General features: G+C 61.3%; 13 protein-coding genes and 2 rRNA genes. 9 read left to right on the top strand and 6 right to left on the bottom strand.

What is annotated here, in order from left to right; translation table 11 throughout:
* Window positions 1–61 precede the first annotated feature (61 nt).
* The 3 genes from KYT87_RS08815 to KYT87_RS08805 form a co-directional block, all read right to left on the bottom strand.
* A complete protein-coding gene (locus KYT87_RS08815; RefSeq protein ID WP_104145733.1) occupies window positions 62–1,039 on the bottom strand; it encodes a hypothetical protein in 978 nt (325 codons plus the stop codon).
* Window positions 1,040–1,074: 35 nt separating this feature from the next.
* Window positions 1,075–2,142: a tartrate dehydrogenase gene (locus KYT87_RS08810; RefSeq protein ID WP_046807828.1), complete on the bottom strand. Its 1,068-nt coding sequence runs from the start codon at window positions 2,140–2,142 to the stop codon at window positions 1,075–1,077.
* A 128-nt stretch (window positions 2,143–2,270) separates the two neighbouring features.
* Entirely contained in the window at window positions 2,271–3,800 is a 1,530-nt protein-coding gene (locus tag KYT87_RS08805) for a helicase HerA-like C-terminal domain-containing protein (RefSeq protein WP_219992023.1), read from the bottom strand.
* Window positions 3,801–3,961: 161 nt separating this feature from the next.
* Here KYT87_RS08805 and KYT87_RS08800 point away from each other — a divergent pair, with 161 nt between their 5' ends.
* The 7 genes from KYT87_RS08800 (at window position 3,962) to KYT87_RS08770 (ending at window position 9,260) form a co-directional block, all read left to right on the top strand.
* On the top strand, window positions 3,962–4,693 hold the full coding sequence (locus KYT87_RS08800; protein ID WP_046807830.1) for a YebC/PmpR family DNA-binding transcriptional regulator: 732 nt from the start codon (window positions 3,962–3,964) through the stop codon (window positions 4,691–4,693).
* Window positions 4,694–4,819: 126 nt separating this feature from the next.
* A complete protein-coding gene (gene purD / locus KYT87_RS08795; RefSeq protein ID WP_104145737.1) occupies window positions 4,820–6,127 on the top strand; it encodes a phosphoribosylamine--glycine ligase in 1,308 nt (435 codons plus the stop codon).
* 11 nt (window positions 6,128–6,138) lie between these two features.
* The gene (gene hemF, locus KYT87_RS08790) at window positions 6,139–7,050 is read left to right on the top strand and encodes an oxygen-dependent coproporphyrinogen oxidase (RefSeq protein WP_219992022.1); all 912 of its coding nucleotides are present in this window, start codon (window positions 6,139–6,141) and stop codon (window positions 7,048–7,050) included.
* Window positions 7,047–7,634, top strand: a complete 588-nt coding sequence (gene nadD / locus KYT87_RS08785; RefSeq protein ID WP_219992021.1) for a nicotinate (nicotinamide) nucleotide adenylyltransferase — start codon at window positions 7,047–7,049, stop codon at window positions 7,632–7,634. The genes hemF and nadD overlap by 4 nt, the downstream gene beginning before the upstream one ends.
* A gap of 74 nt (window positions 7,635–7,708) precedes the next feature.
* A complete protein-coding gene (rsfS, locus tag KYT87_RS08780) occupies window positions 7,709–8,113 on the top strand; it encodes a ribosome silencing factor (RefSeq protein WP_219992020.1) in 405 nt (134 codons plus the stop codon).
* Between the two features lie 9 nt (window positions 8,114–8,122).
* Window positions 8,123–8,593 carry a 23S rRNA (pseudouridine(1915)-N(3))-methyltransferase RlmH gene (gene rlmH / locus KYT87_RS08775; RefSeq protein WP_006218506.1) on the top strand — a complete coding sequence of 157 codons (471 nt, stop codon included), beginning with the start codon at window positions 8,123–8,125 and terminating at the stop codon, window positions 8,591–8,593.
* 40 nt (window positions 8,594–8,633) lie between these two features.
* Window positions 8,634–9,260, top strand: coding sequence for a nucleoside triphosphate pyrophosphatase (locus KYT87_RS08770; protein WP_104145739.1), 627 nt, complete (start codon window positions 8,634–8,636; stop codon window positions 9,258–9,260).
* Between the two features lie 122 nt (window positions 9,261–9,382).
* On the opposite strand, the gene KYT87_RS08765 is transcribed toward KYT87_RS08770, so the two are convergent.
* Window positions 9,383–10,735 (bottom strand): dicarboxylate/amino acid:cation symporter, encoded by a 1,353-nt coding sequence (locus KYT87_RS08765; protein ID WP_219992019.1) that lies wholly within the window; start codon window positions 10,733–10,735, stop codon window positions 9,383–9,385.
* A 405-nt stretch (window positions 10,736–11,140) separates the two neighbouring features.
* Between KYT87_RS08765 and KYT87_RS08760 the strand changes: the two genes are divergently transcribed.
* Window positions 11,141–12,997 (top strand): ATP-binding protein, encoded by a 1,857-nt coding sequence (locus KYT87_RS08760; RefSeq protein ID WP_219992613.1) that lies wholly within the window; start codon window positions 11,141–11,143, stop codon window positions 12,995–12,997.
* Entirely contained in the window at window positions 12,994–14,400 is a 1,407-nt protein-coding gene (locus tag KYT87_RS08755; protein ID WP_255594014.1) for a sigma-54 dependent transcriptional regulator, read from the top strand. The genes KYT87_RS08760 and KYT87_RS08755 overlap by 4 nt, the downstream gene beginning before the upstream one ends.
* A 157-nt stretch (window positions 14,401–14,557) precedes the next feature.
* Here KYT87_RS08755 and rrf read toward each other — a convergent pair.
* Both rrf and KYT87_RS08745 read right to left on the bottom strand, forming a co-directional pair.
* Window positions 14,558–14,670, bottom strand: a 5S ribosomal RNA gene (gene rrf / locus KYT87_RS08750).
* Window positions 14,671–14,873: 203 nt separating this feature from the next.
* Window positions 14,874–17,758, bottom strand: a 23S ribosomal RNA gene (locus KYT87_RS08745).
* Window positions 17,759–18,048: the final 290 nt, after the last annotated feature.

The raw sequence follows: 18,048 nt of genomic DNA, 5'->3' as shown, positions 1-18,048 counted from the left end.
AAAAGGGCGCCAGCGATTTCGCTGGCGCCCTTTTTTTTACCCGGCGGTTGGCCGTGCGCGACTATGGCATGTTCAGCGCGTCCGGTTTCAAGAACGCCTGCCAATCGCGCCGTTCGATGATGTCGGCCGACAAGGCGCTGACGGGCGACAGGTTGAATACCGACACGCCGCGCGCTCGCCACTGCGCGGCGGCAAACCGGAACGACGGTTCAATCAGGTGCGCGAAATTGCGCGCCAGTCGGCTGGTCTGGGGACGGCCGCCCTCGTCATAAAAGCGCAGCCCATTTTGCACGGTAAGGTCCAGCCCGTGCACGAACACCTGCCGCGCCCCGCCTGAGACCAGCACCTGCAAGGCCGCGTAGGCCACGGTGTCGGCGTCGAACACGCCTAGCGATGCGTCAAAGCTGTAGCCCAGCCCCTGCTTGGCGTCCAGCAATTGCACGTCCGGCGTGGCGGCGGCAATCCGCTTGAGCACGGCGGGCGCCGCGCTGCGCTGGTAGGCGCGTTCGGAGATCATTTCAATAATGCAGATGCGGCAGCGGATCTGGTCCTGCGGGATGCCCTGCATGATGTAGCGCAGCACTTCCGGGAAGACGTACAGCGTCAGGTCGCGGGAGACGATTTCGCGCACCAGTTCAATGCGTTCCCGCACGAAATTCTGGTCGATGATGCAGTAGTACTTGAACGGCAGATCAAACTTGCGGGCCAGCGCGATGGCGCCATTCACGCCCATCGCCACGCGTATGTCCAGCTGGTCGTACGGAATCTGGGCGACCGACGGGCCGCTCAGGATCAAGTGCACCGTTTCGTCGGCGCGGTCGTACCCTTGCGACAAGGGCGTCAAGGGCAACGACCGGCCAAAGGCACGGAAGCCGCAAATGGCGCCCGTGCGGTCACGCCAGATCCGCACGAAGGGCCACAGATGCTGGTTATGCCGTTGCGTGCGCGAACGCAGCAAACGGAAAAGCTTGCGCACGAAGCGGTCGGCACGGCCACCGCCCACGTGGGCGGCGGAAGTGGGAGAGATTAATTGTTCCATCAACTAGCCTGATTGGCCGTACCCGCTTAATGCGTTCAACCGGCAGAAATCAGCGACGCAATGGCGTTGCCGACGTCGACGGTCGACGCGGTGCCCTTCATGTCCCGTGTGCGCGGACCCTCCGCCAACACGGTTTCGATTGCCTTCACCACCGCTTCCGATGCCTGCGGGTAACCCAGGAAATCAAGCATCAGCGCGCCGCTCCAGATTTGCCCAATCGGGTTGGCGACGCCCTTGCCGTAGATGTCCGGGGCCGATCCATGAACCGGCTCGAACAAGGACGGGAACTTGCGCTCGGGGTTCAGGTTCGCGGACGGTGCGATACCGATCGTGCCCGTGCAAGCCGGCCCAAGGTCGGAAAGAATGTCGCCAAACAAATTCGAAGCCACCACCACGTCGAACCAATCCGGGTGCTGCACGAAGTGCGCGCACAGGATATCGATGTGGTATTTGTCCCAACGCACGTCCGGATAGTTCCCGGCGATGTCGGCAACGCGCTCGTCCCACCACGGCATGGAAATCGAAATGCCATTGGATTTGGTGGCAGCGGTCAGGTGCTTGCCGCGCTTTTGGGCAAGCTCGAATGCAAACTTCAGCACGCGGTCCGCACCGATACGCGTGAACACGCTTTCTTGAATGACGACTTCGCGCTCGGTGCCCTCGAACAGACGGCCACCGCTATTGGAGTATTCGCCTTCGGTGTTTTCGCGGACGATGAAGAAATCGATGTCGCCGGGCTTGCGATCCGCCAGCGGCGAGGGCACGCCGGGCATCAGGCGCACTGGTCGCAAATTGATGTATTGATCAAATTCGCGACGGAATTTGAACAGCGAGCCCCACAGCGCCTCGTGGTCGGGCACGGTGGCGGGCCAGCCGATCGAACCGAAGAAAATGGCCTCGTGTTGGCCGATTTGCGCCTTCCAGTCGTCCGGCATCATCTTGCCGTGCTGGGCGTAATAGTCGCAGCTCCAGTCGAAATGATCCCACTGGAATTCGATGCCGAAGCGCTTGGCCACGGCATCCAGCACCTTCAAGCCTTCCGGCACGACCTCCTTGCCAATCCCGTCTCCTGGAATCACCGCAATCTTGTGTTTCTTAGCCACCACGTTTCCTTAAGTTTTCCTTTGATAGACCGCCCAGAATCATAGGCATAAACGCCCACGGCGCAACACCCCCCGTTACAAAACGGTGGTGCCGCGCAGCCTGTAACGTCGAGGATGCCCCGGGCGATTCAGCGCCGGGTCTTTGAGCCCAGCAGCGACCCGAGGATGCCACGTGTCAGTTCACGCGCGATGGACCGGGCCGTACTTTTGGCCATGGTCTGGACAACGCCGTCGCGCTTGCCGCCCCGTGGGCCGGTAGAGCCGAACAGCACGTCGTTCAGACGGCCCATCAAACCGCCGCCCGCCTCGTCGGTCGGGGCCGGCGCATCGGGTTCAGCGCGCGTATTGCGGCCGGCCGTGGCCGGCGGGTCCGCGGGGACGGCGGCGCGCCCGGCAAGGACCTCATAGGCGGATTCCCGATCGATGGCCTTTTCATACTTGGCGGCCATGGGGCTGCCCTGGCGCAACGCCTGGCGTTCGGCGTCGGTGGCCGGGCCGATGCGGCTGGCAGGCGGCACGATGTAGGCGCGCTCGGTGGGCAAGGGGCGCCCCTTGGCATCCAGCAACGACACCAGCGCTTCGCCTACGCCCAATTCGGTAATGGCGGCTTCGATGTCCAGCCCCGGGTTGGGGCGCATGGTTTGCGCGGCAGTCTTGACGGCCTTCTGATCGCGCGGCGTGAAAGCCCGCAGCGCGTGCTGCACGCGATTGCCCAGCTGCCCCAGCACGGTATCGGGAATATCCAGCGGATTTTGCGTCACGAAGTAGACGCCCACCCCCTTGGAGCGCACCAGCCGCACCACTTGTTCGATCTTGTTCAGCAACGCGGCAGGCGCATCGTTGAACAGCAGGTGCGCTTCATCAAAAAAGAACACCAGCTTGGGCTGATCCATGTCGCCCACTTCGGGCAACTTTTCGTACAAGTCGGCCAACAACCACAGCAGGAAGATGGCGTACAGGCGCGGGGCCTGCATCAGCTTGTCGGCGGCCAGCACGTTGACCATGCCGCGGCCTTGCGCGTCCGTACGCATCAGGTCGGCGACGTCCAGCATGGGCTCGCCAAAGAACTTTTCAGCGCCCTGCGATTCCAGCGCCAGCAGGCCGCGCTGGATGGCGCCGACGCTGGCCGACGACACGTTGCCGTAGCGGGTCTTGAGCTCGGCCGAGCGGTCCGCCACGTTTTGCAGCATGGCGCGCAGGTCTTTCAGGTCCAACAACAATTGGCCTTCGTCGTCAGCCACCTTGAACACCAGCGTCAGCACCCCTTCCTGCGTGTCGTTCAGTTCCAGGATGCGCGACAGCAGCAGCGGCCCCATATCGGTAATGGTGGCTCGCACCGGCTGGCCTTGCTCGCCAAAGACGTCCCAGAGCGTGACGGGGCTGGCTCCCCAGACGGGCTCGTCCAGCCCCAGGCTTTTCAGGCGTTCGGCCAGCTTGGGGCTGGCCGCCCCCGCCTGCGAAATACCGGTCAGGTCACCCTTGACGTCGGCCATGAACACCGGCGTGCCGATACGGGAAAAGGATTCGGCCAGCACTTGCAGGGTGACGGTTTTGCCCGTGCCGGTGGCCCCGGTAATGCAACCGTGCCGGTTGGCCAGGGCGGGCAGCAGCGCGAGCTCGGTCTGGGCGTTTTTGGCGATGACGATGGGGTTGGGCATGGGGCAGCGCTCCGGACCGGGAAGCTAAAGGATGCCCAAGTGTAGAGCCTGCCGCGCGGCTTGTGCGCGTGGCAATATCGACACAGGCAGCCCTGCCCCGGGCGCTAGGCCCGTCGGCACGGTAAAATGCCTTTTTTGCAGCCAATTTATCCTGGGAAGCCATGGCCGGACACAGCAAATGGGCCAATATTCAGCACCGCAAAGGGCGCCAAGACGCCAAGCGCGGAAAGCTCTGGACCAAGATCATTCGTGAAATTACCGTGGCCGCGCGCGCCGGCGGCGCCGACCCGGACAGCAACCCGCGTCTGCGCATGGCGTGGGACAAGGCGACCGACGCCAACATGCCCAAGGACAACATCCAGCGCGCCATCCAGCGTGGCGCCGGCGGTGCCGACGGCGACGCCTACGAGGAAGTCCGCTACGAAGGCTACGGCATCGGCGGCGCGGCGGTCATCGTCGACTGCATGACCGACAACCGCACCCGCACCGTGGCTGAAGTTCGCCACGCGTTTGCCAAGAACGGCGGCAACCTGGGCCAGGAAGGCTCGGTGGCGTTCATGTTCAAGCACTGCGGCCAGTTCGTATTCGCTCCGGGCACGCCCGAAGACAAAGTCATGGAAGCCGCATTGGATGCGGGCGCCGAAGACGTCACGACCGACGAAGAAGGCGTGATCGAAGTCGTTTGCGCGCCGGCCGACTACGCTGCCGTACGCAAGGCGTTTGACGACGCGGGCCTGAAGGCGGAAGTGGACGGCATCGTCATGAAGGCGCTGAACGAAACCGAGCTGGCCGGCGAAGACGCCATCAAGATGCAAAAACTGCTCGACGCCCTGGAAGGCCTGGACGACGTGCAGGAAGTCTATACCACCGTCATTTTCGACGAAGCGCAGTAAATCGCACGGTTTCAGCACGTCGACGGCCCCGGCCGCCGCCGCGCTGGAATGTGAAACGGCCCCGGGTGGTCCCGGGTCCGTCGCCTTCTCCACGGGCTAGAGTGGCAACCTTCAGAATCACGCAACATGAAACTCCTGGTAATTGGCTCGGGCGGCCGCGAACATGCCCTCGCCTGGCGGCTGGCCCGCTCCCCGCGCGTACACAAGGTGTTCGTCGCGCCGGGTAACGGCGGCACGCAACGGGCCGAGCAGATGGAAAACATCCCGCTGACCAATGCCGAGGAGCTGGCCGATTTCGTCCAGCGCGAAGGAATCGCCCTGACGGTCGTCGGCCCGGAAGCGCCGCTGGCCTCGGGCGTCGTGGACGTGTTCCGTGCGCGTGGCCTGAAGATCTTCGGCCCCACCAAGGCCGCCGCGCAGCTGGAAAGCTCGAAGGACTACGCCAAGGCCTTCATGGTCCGGCACAACATCCCGACCGCGCGCTATGCCACCTTTACCGACCCGGTCCAGGCACACGCCTATATCGACCAGGAAGGCGCCCCCATCGTCATCAAGGCTGACGGCCTGGCGGCCGGCAAGGGCGTTGTGGTCGCGGCCACACTGGAAGAGGCCCACGCCGCCGTTGACGCCATGCTGGGCGACGGCTCGATGGGCGCCGCGGGCGCTCGTGTCGTCATCGAAGAATGCCTGGTGGGCGAAGAAGCCAGCTTCATCGTCATGTGCGACGGCCGCAACGTGCTGGCGCTGGCCACCAGCCAGGACCACAAGCGCCTGCAAGACGGCGACCAGGGCCCGAACACCGGCGGCATGGGCGCGTATTCGCCCGCGCCGATCGTTACGCCCGAACTGCACCACCGCATCATGCGCGAAATCATCCTGCCGACCGTGCAGGGCATGACGCGCGACGGCATTCCGTATACCGGGTTCCTGTACGCCGGCCTGATGATCGCCCCGGGCGATGATCCCGACCGCGAGATCAAGACGCTGGAATTCAACTGCCGCATGGGCGACCCGGAAACGCAGCCCATCATGATGCGCGTCAAGAGCGATCTGCTGGACGCGCTTGAGCACGCCGTGGACGGCACGCTGAACCAGGCCGATATCGTCTGGGACCGCCGCACCGCGCTGGGCGTGGTGCTGGCCTCGCACAATTACCCGAATACTCCGCGCACCGGCGACGTCATCCGCGGCCTGCCCGCGGATGCCGAGGACTGCATGGTGTTCCACGCCGCCACCGAACTGACCGGCGAAGAAACCAAGACCACCGGCGGTCGCGTGCTGTGCGTTACGGCACTGGGCGATTCGGTCAAGATGGCGCGCGACCGCGTGTACGAAGCCATCGACGGTATCCATTTCGATGGCCGCCAATACCGTAGCGATATCGGCTGGCGCGCCCTGAAGCCGTCGCAACAGAAACCGAAGTCCAACGCGTAAGCGGAAAGCCGATGAACGCCTTGCCCGTCGCCACTGTCCGCGATTACCTCACCGGCCTTCAGGCCCGTATCGTCCAGGCGCTGGAAGCCGCGGAAGGCGGCCCGTTCCGTGCTGACGAATGGGTCCGGCCCGAGGGCGGCGGCGGGCTGTCGCGGCTGCTGGAAGGCGGCGAGCTGTTCGAACGCGCGGGCGTGCTGTTCAGCCACGTCAAGGGCACCAAGCTGCCCCCGTCGGCCAGCGCCCACCGCCCCGAGCTTGCCGGCCGCGCCTGGGAAGCGATGGGCGTGTCGATGGTGCTGCACCCCCGCAACCCGTACGTGCCCACCACCCACATGAACGTGCGCATGTTCGTGGCGGCGGCCCGGCCCGGGCATGACGAAGCCGACATCTTCTGGTTCGGCGGCGGCATTGACCTGACCCCGTATTACCCGTTTGAAGAAGACGCGCGCCATTTCCATACGGTGTGCCGCGACGCACTGGCCAGCCACGGCCCGGACTACTATCCGCGCTACAAGCGCTGGTGCGACGAATACTTCTACCTGAAGCATCGCAACGAAACGCGGGGCATCGGCGGCATTTTCTTTGACGACCTGAACGCGCCGGGCTTTGACGCCTCGTTCGCCTTGACGCGGTCGGTAGGCGACGCGTTCCTGCACAGCTATCTGCCCATCGTCGAACGTCGGCGCGGCATGGCCTACACAGAGCGCGAGCGCGATTTCCAGGCGTACCGCCGTGGCCGCTACGTGGAATTCAACCTGGTGTTCGATCGCGGCACGCTGTTTGGCCTGCAATCGGGCGGCCGTACCGAATCCATCCTGCTGTCCATGCCGCCCATGGCGCAATGGCGCTACGACTGGCACCCGGAACCGGGCTCGCCCGAAGCCGAGCTCGCGCCCTACCTGACGCCGCGGGATTGGGTTTGAAGCGCATCGGCCTCCTGGGCGGCAGCTTCGACCCCGTCCACGTCGCCCACGTCGCGCTGGCGCAAAACGCCCTGTCCACGCTGGATCTGGCCGCCGTGGAACTGATCCCGGCGGGCAATCCCTGGCAGCGCGCCGCCCTGCATGCCACCGGCGAACAACGCCGCGACATGCTTGAACTGGCCATTGCCGGCCATAACGGGCTGGTCGTCAACCCAATCGAAATCGAACGCAGCGGCCCCACTTACACGATCGACACATTGCGCGCCCTGCCCTCGGGCGCGCGCTATGTCTGGCTGCTGGGTGCCGACCAGCTCGCCAATTTCTGCACTTGGCGCAGCTGGCGCGACATTGCCAGCCTGGTGGACCTGGCCGTGGCCACCCGCCCCGGCACGGCGTTGACGCCGCCGGCGGAACTGATCGCCTGGCTGCAAGAACAAGGCCACTGCCTGGAAGAACTGCCCTTTGCCCCGATGGCGGTGTCCGCATCCGACATCCGCCGCCGGCTGGCCGCGGGCGAGTCCACGGACGGCCTGCTGGCCCCTTCGGTCGCCGCCTATATTGCGGCGCACCAACTTTACCGATAAACCCACACCCGCCGGGCGCTGAAAACGCCACGGAGCCGGCATCCGCCGTCCGTCCGCGGGTTATATTTGCAGCTATGGATATAACGAAACTCCAACGCGCCGTCATCGATGCCCTCGAAGACGTCAAGGCGCAAGACATCAAGGTCTACAACACCACGCATCTGACAAGCTTGTTCGATCGCGTCGTGATTGCCAGCGCCACCTCCAACCGCCAAACCCGGGCCCTGGCTTCAAGCGTGGCCGACCGTGGCCGCGCACTTGAACTGACCGGCATCACCATCGAAGGTGAAGACACCGGTGAATGGGTCGTCGTCGACCTGGGCGACATGGTCGTGCACATCATGCAGCCCGCGATTCGCCAGTACTACAACCTGGAAGAAATCTGGGGTGGCAAGCCGGTCCGAGTGAAGCTGCTGCCGGAGTCGACCCGCGTAGCGCCGAACCCCACCGACAGCGGCTACGACGACGCCGAAGCCTGAGTTCCAGCCGTGAAATTGATTGTTGCGGCGGTGGGAACGCGTATGCCGGATTGGGTCGAGACGGCCTGGGCCGACTACGCCAAGCGCCTGCCCGCCGATTGCGCGCTGGAACTGCGCGAGATCAAACCCGAACCGCGCACCACCGGCAAAACGCCCGCCCAGATGATGGCTGCCGAAGCCAAACGCATCGAAGCCGCGCTGCCGCCAGGCGCGCTACGCCTGGCCCTGGACGAGCGCGGCCGCGATCTGACCACGATGGCCCTGTCGCAAAAGCTGGAACAATGGCGAGCCGGTGGCCAGGACGTCGCCTTCCTCGTCGGCGGGCCCGATGGCCTGGACGCCGACCTGAAGGCCTCGTGCAGCGGTCAGCTACGCTTGTCGTCGTTGACCTTGCCCCATCCGATGGTCCGCGTGGTGTTGGCCGAACAGCTCTATCGCGCCTGGGCCATCATGACCAATCACCCCTACCACCGCGCCTGACCGCCGGCCGGGCAGCGCCCCATTTTTTACGCGTTCACGCATGTCTCACACCGCCGACACCGACGCTTCCCCCGCCCGCCTTTACCTGGCATCGGCCAGCCCCAGGCGGCGCGAACTGCTAACGCAGATCGGTCTTGCGCACAAAGTCTTGCTTGTGCCTGCCCCCCCGGGCGAAGACGAACCCCAACACGAAGGTGAAAGCGCCGCCGACTACGTCCAGCGCACCGCCCGTGACAAGGCGCTGCGCGGCCGCGACTGGATGCACGACCACGCACTGCCCGAACTGCCGCTACTGGCCGCCGACACCACTGTCATTCTGAATGGCGCCGTGCTGGGCAAGCCCGCCGATCGTGAAGACGCCTTCCGGATTCTGCGTGCCTTGTCCGGTTCGGTACACGAGGTGCACACGGCGGTGGCGGTATGCGCGGGCGGGCAGTTGCTTGAAGCCGTGTCCATCACCCAGGTTCAGATGCGCGAACTGGGCGACGACGAAATCGGCCGCTACTGCGACAGCGGCGAGCCCTACGGCAAGGCGGGCGCGTACGGCATTCAGGGGCTGGCCGGCGCCTTTATCTCGCACATCTCCGGCAGCTATACGGGTGTGATGGGTTTGCCACTATTCGAAACGGCAAACCTGCTGCGAACAGCGGGCATTCACGTGCCCTGAACCGGCATCGCATTGTCGATTGGCTAGGCCCGTCCCGCAGCGCCTAAAAAAATCCCCCGCATGTCGCAACCGACGCGGGGGATTTTTCATAGCGAGACGTGCTTTAGCTAAGGCCTCAGGCCTCAGGCCGTGTGGCTGATCGCCGCATGCGTTTCCGGCGCAGGCATGTCGCCGGCCGGTCCACCGGCCATAGGCTGGCCGTCCAACGCGGCGTGCAATTGCTCTTGATCCAGCTCGCCCTCCCAGCGGGCCACCACGACGGCGGCGGTAGCGTTACCCACCAGGTTGGTCAATGCGCGGCATTCGGACATGAAGCGGTCCACGCCCAGGATCAGCGTCATCCCGGCGATCGGCACCGACGGCACCACCGACAAGGTGGCAGCCAAGGTAATGAAGCCGGCGCCGGTCACGCCCGCCGCCCCTTTGGAGCTGAGCATGGCAACCGCCAGCAGCAAGATCTGGTCGCCCAATGACAGCGGAATGTCGCAGGCCTGGGCGATGAACAGCGCGGCCATCGTCATGTAGATGTTGGTGCCGTCCAGATTGAACGAGTATCCCGTGGGCACTACCAGCCCGACCACCGACTTGGAACAGCCGGCGCGTTCCATCTTCTGCATCAGCGTGGGCAGCGCGGCTTCCGATGAACTCGTGCCCAGCACCAACAGCAGTTCTTCGCGGATGTAGCGCACCAGCTTCAGAATCGAAAAGCCGTTGTAGCGGGCAACCAGGCCCAGCACCACGACGACGAACAGGACCGAGGTCGCGTAGAACGTGCCGACCAGCATGGCCAGGTTCACGACCGACTTGATGCCGTACTTTCCGATGGTGAACGCCATCGCGCCGAATGCACCGATGGGCGCGGCCTTCATCAAAATGGCGACCAGCTTGAAAATCGGCTGGGCCAATGCGGTCATGAAGTTCAGGATCGGCTTGCCGCGCTCGCCCACCATGGCCAGCGAAATGCCGAACAGCACCGCCACGAACAACACCTGAAGAATGTCCCCGCCCACGAATGGGCTGAAGATCGTCGTCGGGATGATGTTCATCAGGAAGCCGGTGATGGTCGAATCATGGGCCTTGGCCACGAAATTCGCCACGGCCTTCTGGTCCAGGGTGCTGGGGTCGATATGCATGCCCGCGCCCGGCTGGACGATATGGCTGACCACCATGCCGATGATCAGCGCAAGCGTCGAGAAAATCAGAAAGTACAGCATGGCCTTGCCGGCCACGCGTCCGACCTTCTTCAGGTCGCTCATCGCCGCGATGCCCGAGGCCACGGTCAGGAAGATGACCGGTGCGATGATCATCTTGACCAGCTTGATGAAGGCGTCGCCCAGGGGCTGCATCTGTTGGCCGAGTTCAGGCTTGAACGCGCCCAGCAGCACCCCGATCACGATGGCGAAAATTACCTGCACGTACAGGATTTGATAGAACTTGAGCTTGCGCGCAGGCGCGCCTTGATCTATTTCGATCATCGGGATTTGTCCCCACCAATGCCCCTTGCCGCAACGGGCGACGGGGCGTTTTCTGTTTTATGGCAATGCGCAGTGGCCGCACGCCGATTTCACCGGGCGCGCGGAAAGCGGCTCGGCTTATGGCTACATACGCAAGACCCGTGCCAGGTCGTGGGCGGGCTATACATGGACGGCAAGCCATTGATAGTTAAAGGATTTATCCGATTTTCGTTTCGTATTGGGCGAACCAAATGGCGGATAACCACACAGAATCAAGTTAGAATGTGCGGAAACCCGCACATCATGTCCAAAGCTCCTTCCTCTCGCGCCGCTCGCCCCGCACCCTCTGCCGGTTCCGCGCATTCAAACTTGGCCTGGTCCCCCACCCGCCCAGCGCCCCGGCCTTGGCGCGCGCGCGTGCTTGCCATGCTGGTCGTCATCGGCGTGGTGGCCGGGGTGTTGCAGGCGGCCACCGAGTGGGCGCGCGAGAACGCGATCAAAAGCGCCACGCTTCAAGCGCGTAGCGCGGGGCAGATCAACGCGGCCTTGCTGCGCAACAACCTCGACAAATTCCGCGCGCTGCCCTTTGTCTTGACCCGGGACGTGGACGTGCGCGCGGTGCTGCAAGGCGCCTCGGCCGCTCAGGTGGAATCGCTGGATGACAAGCTCGACACACTGACGCGTGGCGTCGGCGCGTCGGCGATCTACCTGCTGGACAAGACGGGCTTGGCAATTGCAGCCAGCAATTGGCGAGAACCCGCCACGTTTGTCGGAGTGGATTATCAGTTTCGGCCGTACTTTCAAGGCGCGGTTGCCCGAGGCTCGGCAGAACATTTCGCGTTGGGAACGATCAGCCACGAAGCCGGGCTGTACCTGTCCCGTCGGGTGGACGACGCGCAAGGCGCCATGTTGGGTGTGATCGTCTTGAAGGTGGACTTTCGCGACCTGGAATCCGACTGGCGCCAATCCATCGCGCCCATCTTCGTCACGGACGAACATGGCGTGGTGCTGCTGGGCAGCGTGTCGGATTGGCGGTTCGACGTGTTAGCGCCCCTGTCTCCCGATTTGGCACAGACGTTGCGCACCAGTCTCCAGTTCGGTGATGCCCGCTTTCAAACCTTGCCGCTGACGCCACCGCTGTCGTCCGTGGGCAATGGTCAGTTGGTACACACTGACGACGCCTTGCCGCAGATTCCAAAAGGCGCTCCGCTGCTGCACACAACGCTGCCGATCACCGAGTCTCCGGGTTGGACGCTGCACCTTTTGTCGCCAGTCCAGGCCGCCATGAACCAGGCCACCGCCAACGCCCAAATGGCGGCACTGCTTGCGCTAAGCCTCTTGGCCGCGGCGCTGGGCATCGTGCTTTACCGGCGCCAGCGCAATCGCGAGCAAGCCCAGCAGCAAGCGGCCACGCAGGCTCAGCTGGCTGCACTGGTCGGCGAACGTACCGCGCAGCTTAGCGAACTCAATGAGCAGTTAATGGACGAGATGGACGAGCGGCAGCGGGCCGAAGCCCGCTTGCACACCATGCAGGACGAGCTGGTCCAGGCCAGTAAGCTGGCGCTGCTCGGCCAGGTGGCGGCGGGGGTGGCGCACGAGATCAATCAGCCCGTTGCGGCAATCCGCGCCTACGCCGACAACGCCACCGAATTCGTGCGCCGCGACGACATGGCTGCCGTCAATGAAAACCTGGGCACCATCGCCGCGTTGACAGAACGCATCGGCCACATCACCGGCGAACTCCGCGCATTCTCGCGCAAGGCGGGCACCTCAGTGGGGCCGACAAGCCTGAAGGACGCCATGGAAGGCGCACTGCTGCTGATCGGGCCGCGTACACGCAGGCAAGGGGTCACCCTGGTACGGCCGCCCGACGACCAGGATGTGCTGGTCCGTGCCGACCGCATTCGCCTCGAACAGGTGTTGGTGAATTTGCTGCAGAACGCAATGGAAGCGCTGGAAGGCGTTGCCGACGGCCGCGTGCTCGTCGCGCTGCAAGACCTGGGCGAAACAGTGCGACTCTCGGTCAGCGACAACGGCCCCGGCCTTGCCGCCGGCACGCGCACACGCCTTTTCACGCCCTTCTACACGACAAAAGCGGAAGGCTTGGGACTGGGGCTGGTGATATGCCGCGACATCGTCGCCGAATTCGGCGGCGACTTGTTGGCCGTGGACCCGAACGACCCCGCGTTTCCGCCTCTGCCCGGCGCCTTGGGCGGCGCCACTTTCATACTCACATTACGCAAGGCGCCCACCGCGCATTACCGGCCAGCCATTTCGCCATGAACCATCCTTCCGACACCTCCCCCTACGCGGTCGCGCCGCTTGACGACGGTCAGCCCGGCCCGCCGCATGTCGTCTTCATCGACGACGATGAAGACTTGCGCCACGCCAACGTTCAGACATTGAAGTTGCATGGCATGACGGTAGACGCGCACAACTCGGCGCGCTCGGCACTTCCGACGCTGCATCGCGGGTTTGATGGCGTGGTGGTCACCGACATCCGCATGCCCGACATCGACGGGCTGCAATTATTCCGTCGCTTGCGCGACATCGATCCGGAGCTTCCCGTCATCTTGATCACTGGCCATGGCGATATCGCTACGGCGGTGCAGTGCATGCGCGATGGCGCCTATGACTTTTTGGCCAAGCCGTATGCGCCTGACCGGCTGACGACCGCCATCCTTCACGCTTCGGAAAAACGTCGCCTGGTGCTGGAGAATCGACGCCTGCGGGAGGCGGCGTTTGCCGTCGAGGCAGACGAGGTCCCGTTTATAGGCTCGACGCCGGCGATGCAACGTATCAAGGAAACGCTGCGCCACATCGCCGACGCAAATGTCGACGTACTGGTAGAGGGAGAGACGGGCACCGGCAAAGAAGTCGTCGCGACTGCGCTTCACCGCTTGAGCCGGCGCCGTCATCGTTCGCTGGTTGCGATCAATTGCGGCGCATTGCCGGAAAGCGTCATAGAAAGCGAGTTATTCGGTCACGAAGCCGGCGCCTTCACTGGCGCGCAGAAGAAACGCATTGGGCGCATCGAACACGCCAGCGGCGGGACTCTTTTCCTGGACGAGATCGAAAGCATGCCGTTGGCAGTACAGGTGAAGCTGCTGCGCGTGCTCGAATCACGCCAGATCACCCCGCTGGGCAGCAATGAGGTTCGCAACCTGGACCTGCGTGTGGTGGCAGCCACCAAGGAAGACTTGGGCGATCCCTCCATACGCGGCAAATTCCGGGAAGACCTTTTCTACCGGCTGAACGTCGTCACCATCCGCATTCCGCCCCTGCGCGAGCGCCGTGAGGACATTCCTCTGCTGTTCGCGCATTACCTTGGTCACGCGTCACGCCGCTTCCAGCGAGACATCCCGGACATACCAAGCTCAATCACCCAGCATGTGATGACACACGCGTGGCCCGGCAACGTGCGCGAGCTTGCCCACTTCGCGGAACGCCTGGTCCTGGGCGTCCCGGACACAGTGAAATCCAGCCCCGTACCAGCGCCCGACAATAAGCAAACCCTGCCCGAGCGTATGGAGCAATTTGAAGCTCAGCTGATACGCGATGCGCTTCAAATCCATCAAGGCGACATCAAAGCCACGCTTGAATCGCTAGGTATTCCGCGCAAGACGTTCTACGACAAACTTCAGCGTCATGGCATAGACCGTCAGCAGTACTTGTCCGCGTCGTAATCAAACTTGTGGTCCAACTAGCGGCGATAAACAGAAAAGCCCCGCTGCAAGCAGCGGGGCTTTTCTCATGAATTCTCAAACTAAAACTTAAACCAAAAACCGAAAAACAAAAAAACAAAACCCCACAGGATCACCTGTGGGGTTTTGCGCAATAAAAGCCTGACGATGACCTACTTTCACAGACGTCCGTCCACTATCATCGGCGCGAAGGCGTTTCACTGTCCTGTTCGGGATGGGAAGGAGTGGTACCACCTTGCTATGGTCGTCAGGCGTAACTGGTTGAGCGGTTGCGGGTTAACGCAACGGCTCCAATCTTGGAAGAAACACAACGTGTGGATGATCAGAGGCTAGCTCGATGATCATGCACAGGGGGGTCGTAATTGGTGTTGGCTGGCTGCTGACGGTGCAGCCAGATTTTGTATTGAACGACACTTGGAACGCTATATCACCAGGTCAATAACCATCAGTGTTATAGGATCAAGCCTCACGAGCAATTAGTATCGGTTAGCTTAACGCATTACTGCGCTTCCACACCCGACCTATCAACGTCCTGGTCTCGAACGACTCTTTAGGGGGATCAAGTCCCCGGGATACCTAATCTTCAGACGAGTTTCCCGCTTAGATGCCTTCAGCGGTTATCTCTTCCGTACTTAGCTACCCGGCAATGCCATTGGCATGACAACCGGTACACCAGAGGTACGTCCACTCCGGTCCTCTCGTACTAGGAGCAGGCTCCGTCAAGTATCCAACGCCCACGGCAGATAGGGACCAAACTGTCTCACGACGTTTTAAACCCAGCTCACGTACCTCTTTAAATGGCGAACAGCCATACCCTTGGGACCGGCTACAGCCCCAGGATGAGATGAGCCGACATCGAGGTGCCAAACACCGCCGTCGATATGAACTCTTGGGCGGTATCAGCCTGTTATCCCCAGAGTACCTTTTATCCGTTGAGCGATGGCCCTTCCATTCAGAACCACCGGATCACTATGTCCTGCTTTCGCACCTGTTCGACTTGTCAGTCTCACAGTCAAGCACGCTTATGCCATTGCACTATCAGCACGATTTCCGACCGTACCTAGCGTACCTTCGAACTCCTCCGTTACACTTTGGGAGGAGACCGCCCCAGTCAAACTGCCCACCATGCACTGTCCCCGATCCGGATAACGGACCAAGGTTAGAACCGCAAACAAACCAGGGTGGTATTTCAAGGATGGCTCCACGTGATCTAGCGACCACGCTTCAAAGCCTCCCACCTATCCTACACAGGCCGGTTCACAGATCAATGCAAAGCTACAGTAAAGGTTCATGGGGTCTTTCCGTCTAGCCGCGGGTAGATTGCATCATCACAAACACTTCAACTTCGCTGAGTCTCAGGAGGAGACAGTGTGGCCATCGTTACGCCATTCGTGCAGGTCGGAACTTACCCGACAAGGAATTTCGCTACCTTAGGACCGTTATAGTTACGGCCGCCGTTTACCGGGGCTTCGATCAAGAGCTTGCACCCCATCACTTAACCTTCCGGCACCGGGCAGGCGTCACACCCTATACGTCGACTTTCGTCTTTGCAGAGTGCTGTGTTTTTAATAAACAGTCGCAGCCACCGATTCTCTGCGACCCCATCATGCTAAGCGCGCAGGCGCTTCACACTACCGGGGTATACCTTCTCCCGAAGTTACGGTATCAATTTGCCGAGTTCCTTCTCCTGAGTTCTCTCAAGCGCCTTGGAATATTCATCCCGTCCACCTGTGTCGGTTTGCGGTACGGTCTCGTACAGCTGAAGCTTAGAGGCTTTTCTTGGAACCACTTCCAATCACTTCGCAAGCAATGCTCGCTCGTGCCATACCCTTGATTTACGCGCCCGGATTTGCCTAAGCGCCATCTTCGATACAGCAACAGGGACATCCAACACCCTGATGATCTTCCGCGATCCGTCCCCCCATCGCACTGTACGACGGTACTGGAATATTAACCAGTTTCCCATCAGCTACGCATCTCTGCCTCGCCTTAGGGGCCGACTCACCCTGCGCCGATGAACGTTGCGCAGGAAACCTTGGACTTACGGCGAGGGGGCTTTTCACCCCCTTTATCGCTACTCATGTCAGCATTCGCACTTCTGATACCTCCAGCAGCCTTTACAAGCCACCTTCGCAGGCTTACAGAACGCTCTCCTACCGCGTGCACTAAAAGTGCACACCCGCAGCTTCGGTTTATCGCTTAGCCCCGTTACATCTTCCGCGCAGGACGACTCGATCAGTGAGCTATTACGCTTTCTTTAAAGGATGGCTGCTTCTAAGCCAACCTCCTGACTGTCTATGCCTTCCCACTTCGTTTCCCACTTAGCGATAATTCGGGACCTTAGCTGGCGGTCTGGGTTGTTTCCCTCTTGAGTCCGGACGTTAGCACCCGGTGCTCTGTCTCCCAAGCTGTACTTGCGGGTATTCGGAGTTTGCCATAGTTTGGTAAGTCGCCATGACCCCCTAGCTATAACAGTGCTCTACCCCCCGCAGTAATACTTGAGGCACTACCTAAATAGTTTTCGGAGAGAACCAGCTATTTCCAGATTTGTTTAGCCTTTCACCCCTATCCACAGCTCATCCCCTAATTTTTCAACATTAGTGGGTTCGGTCCTCCAGCACGTGTTACCGTGCCTTCAACCTGGCCATGGATAGATCATCTGGTTTCGGGTCTACACCCAGCGACTGAATCGCCCTATTCGGACTCGCTTTCGCTACGGCTTCCCTATTCGGTTAACCTTGCCACTGAATGTAAGTCGCTGACCCATTATACAAAAGGTACGCAGTCACCCCACAAGGAGGCTCCTACTGTTTGTATGCATACGGTTTCAGGATCTATTTCACTCCCCTTCCGGGGTTCTTTTCGCCTTTCCCTCACGGTACTGGTTCACTATCGGTCGATCACGAGTATTTAGCCTTGGAGGATGGTCCCCCCATCTTCAAACAGGATTTCACGTGTCCCGCCCTACTTGTCTTACGCTTAGTTCCACACACAAGATTTCATCTACAGGGCTATCACCTGCTACGGCCGGACTTTCCATTCCGTTCGACTATCTTGCATGCTAAAACGTAAAGGCTCTTCCGATTTCGCTCGCCACTACTTTCGGAATCTCGGTTGATTTCTTTTCCTCGAGCTACTGAGATGTTTCAGTTCACCCGGTTCGCTTCCACTAGCCTATGTATTCAGCTAGGGATACTGCATTGCTGCAGTGGGTTTCCCCATTCGGACATCTACGGATCAAAGCTTGTTTGCCAGCTCCCCGTAGCTTTTCGCAGGCTACTACGTCCTTCATCGCCTGTGATCGCCAAGGCATCCACCATATGCACTTAGTCGCTTGATCCTATAACGCTGTAGGCTATAGGACCTGAGTATTAGCGTTTGTGCCGTTCATAAGTTTCAAAGCAGTCTGAGGTTATTCACCCCAGTCTTGAGAACTTGGAACAAAATAATGCAATCACAACCCGTACTTATTTTCTTCGACTTGCGCCGAGTACTTAATAAGTACATTTCGTTGTGCTTCTTCCAGATTGTTAAAGAACGAATATAGCTGTTAGGTAAAACCTAACTCATAACGCTGACAACAGCGCTATGAGTTAGCCTCTACATCACCACCGGGGCGATTATGAGAAT

The sequence above is a fragment of the Achromobacter sp. ES-001 genome, from assembly GCF_019448355.1.
Lineage (GTDB): Bacteria > Pseudomonadota > Gammaproteobacteria > Burkholderiales > Burkholderiaceae_B > Achromobacter > Achromobacter spanius_B.
The sequence above is the reverse complement of the archived record's forward strand: the minus strand, read 5'-3'. Positions and strand labels throughout refer to the sequence as shown.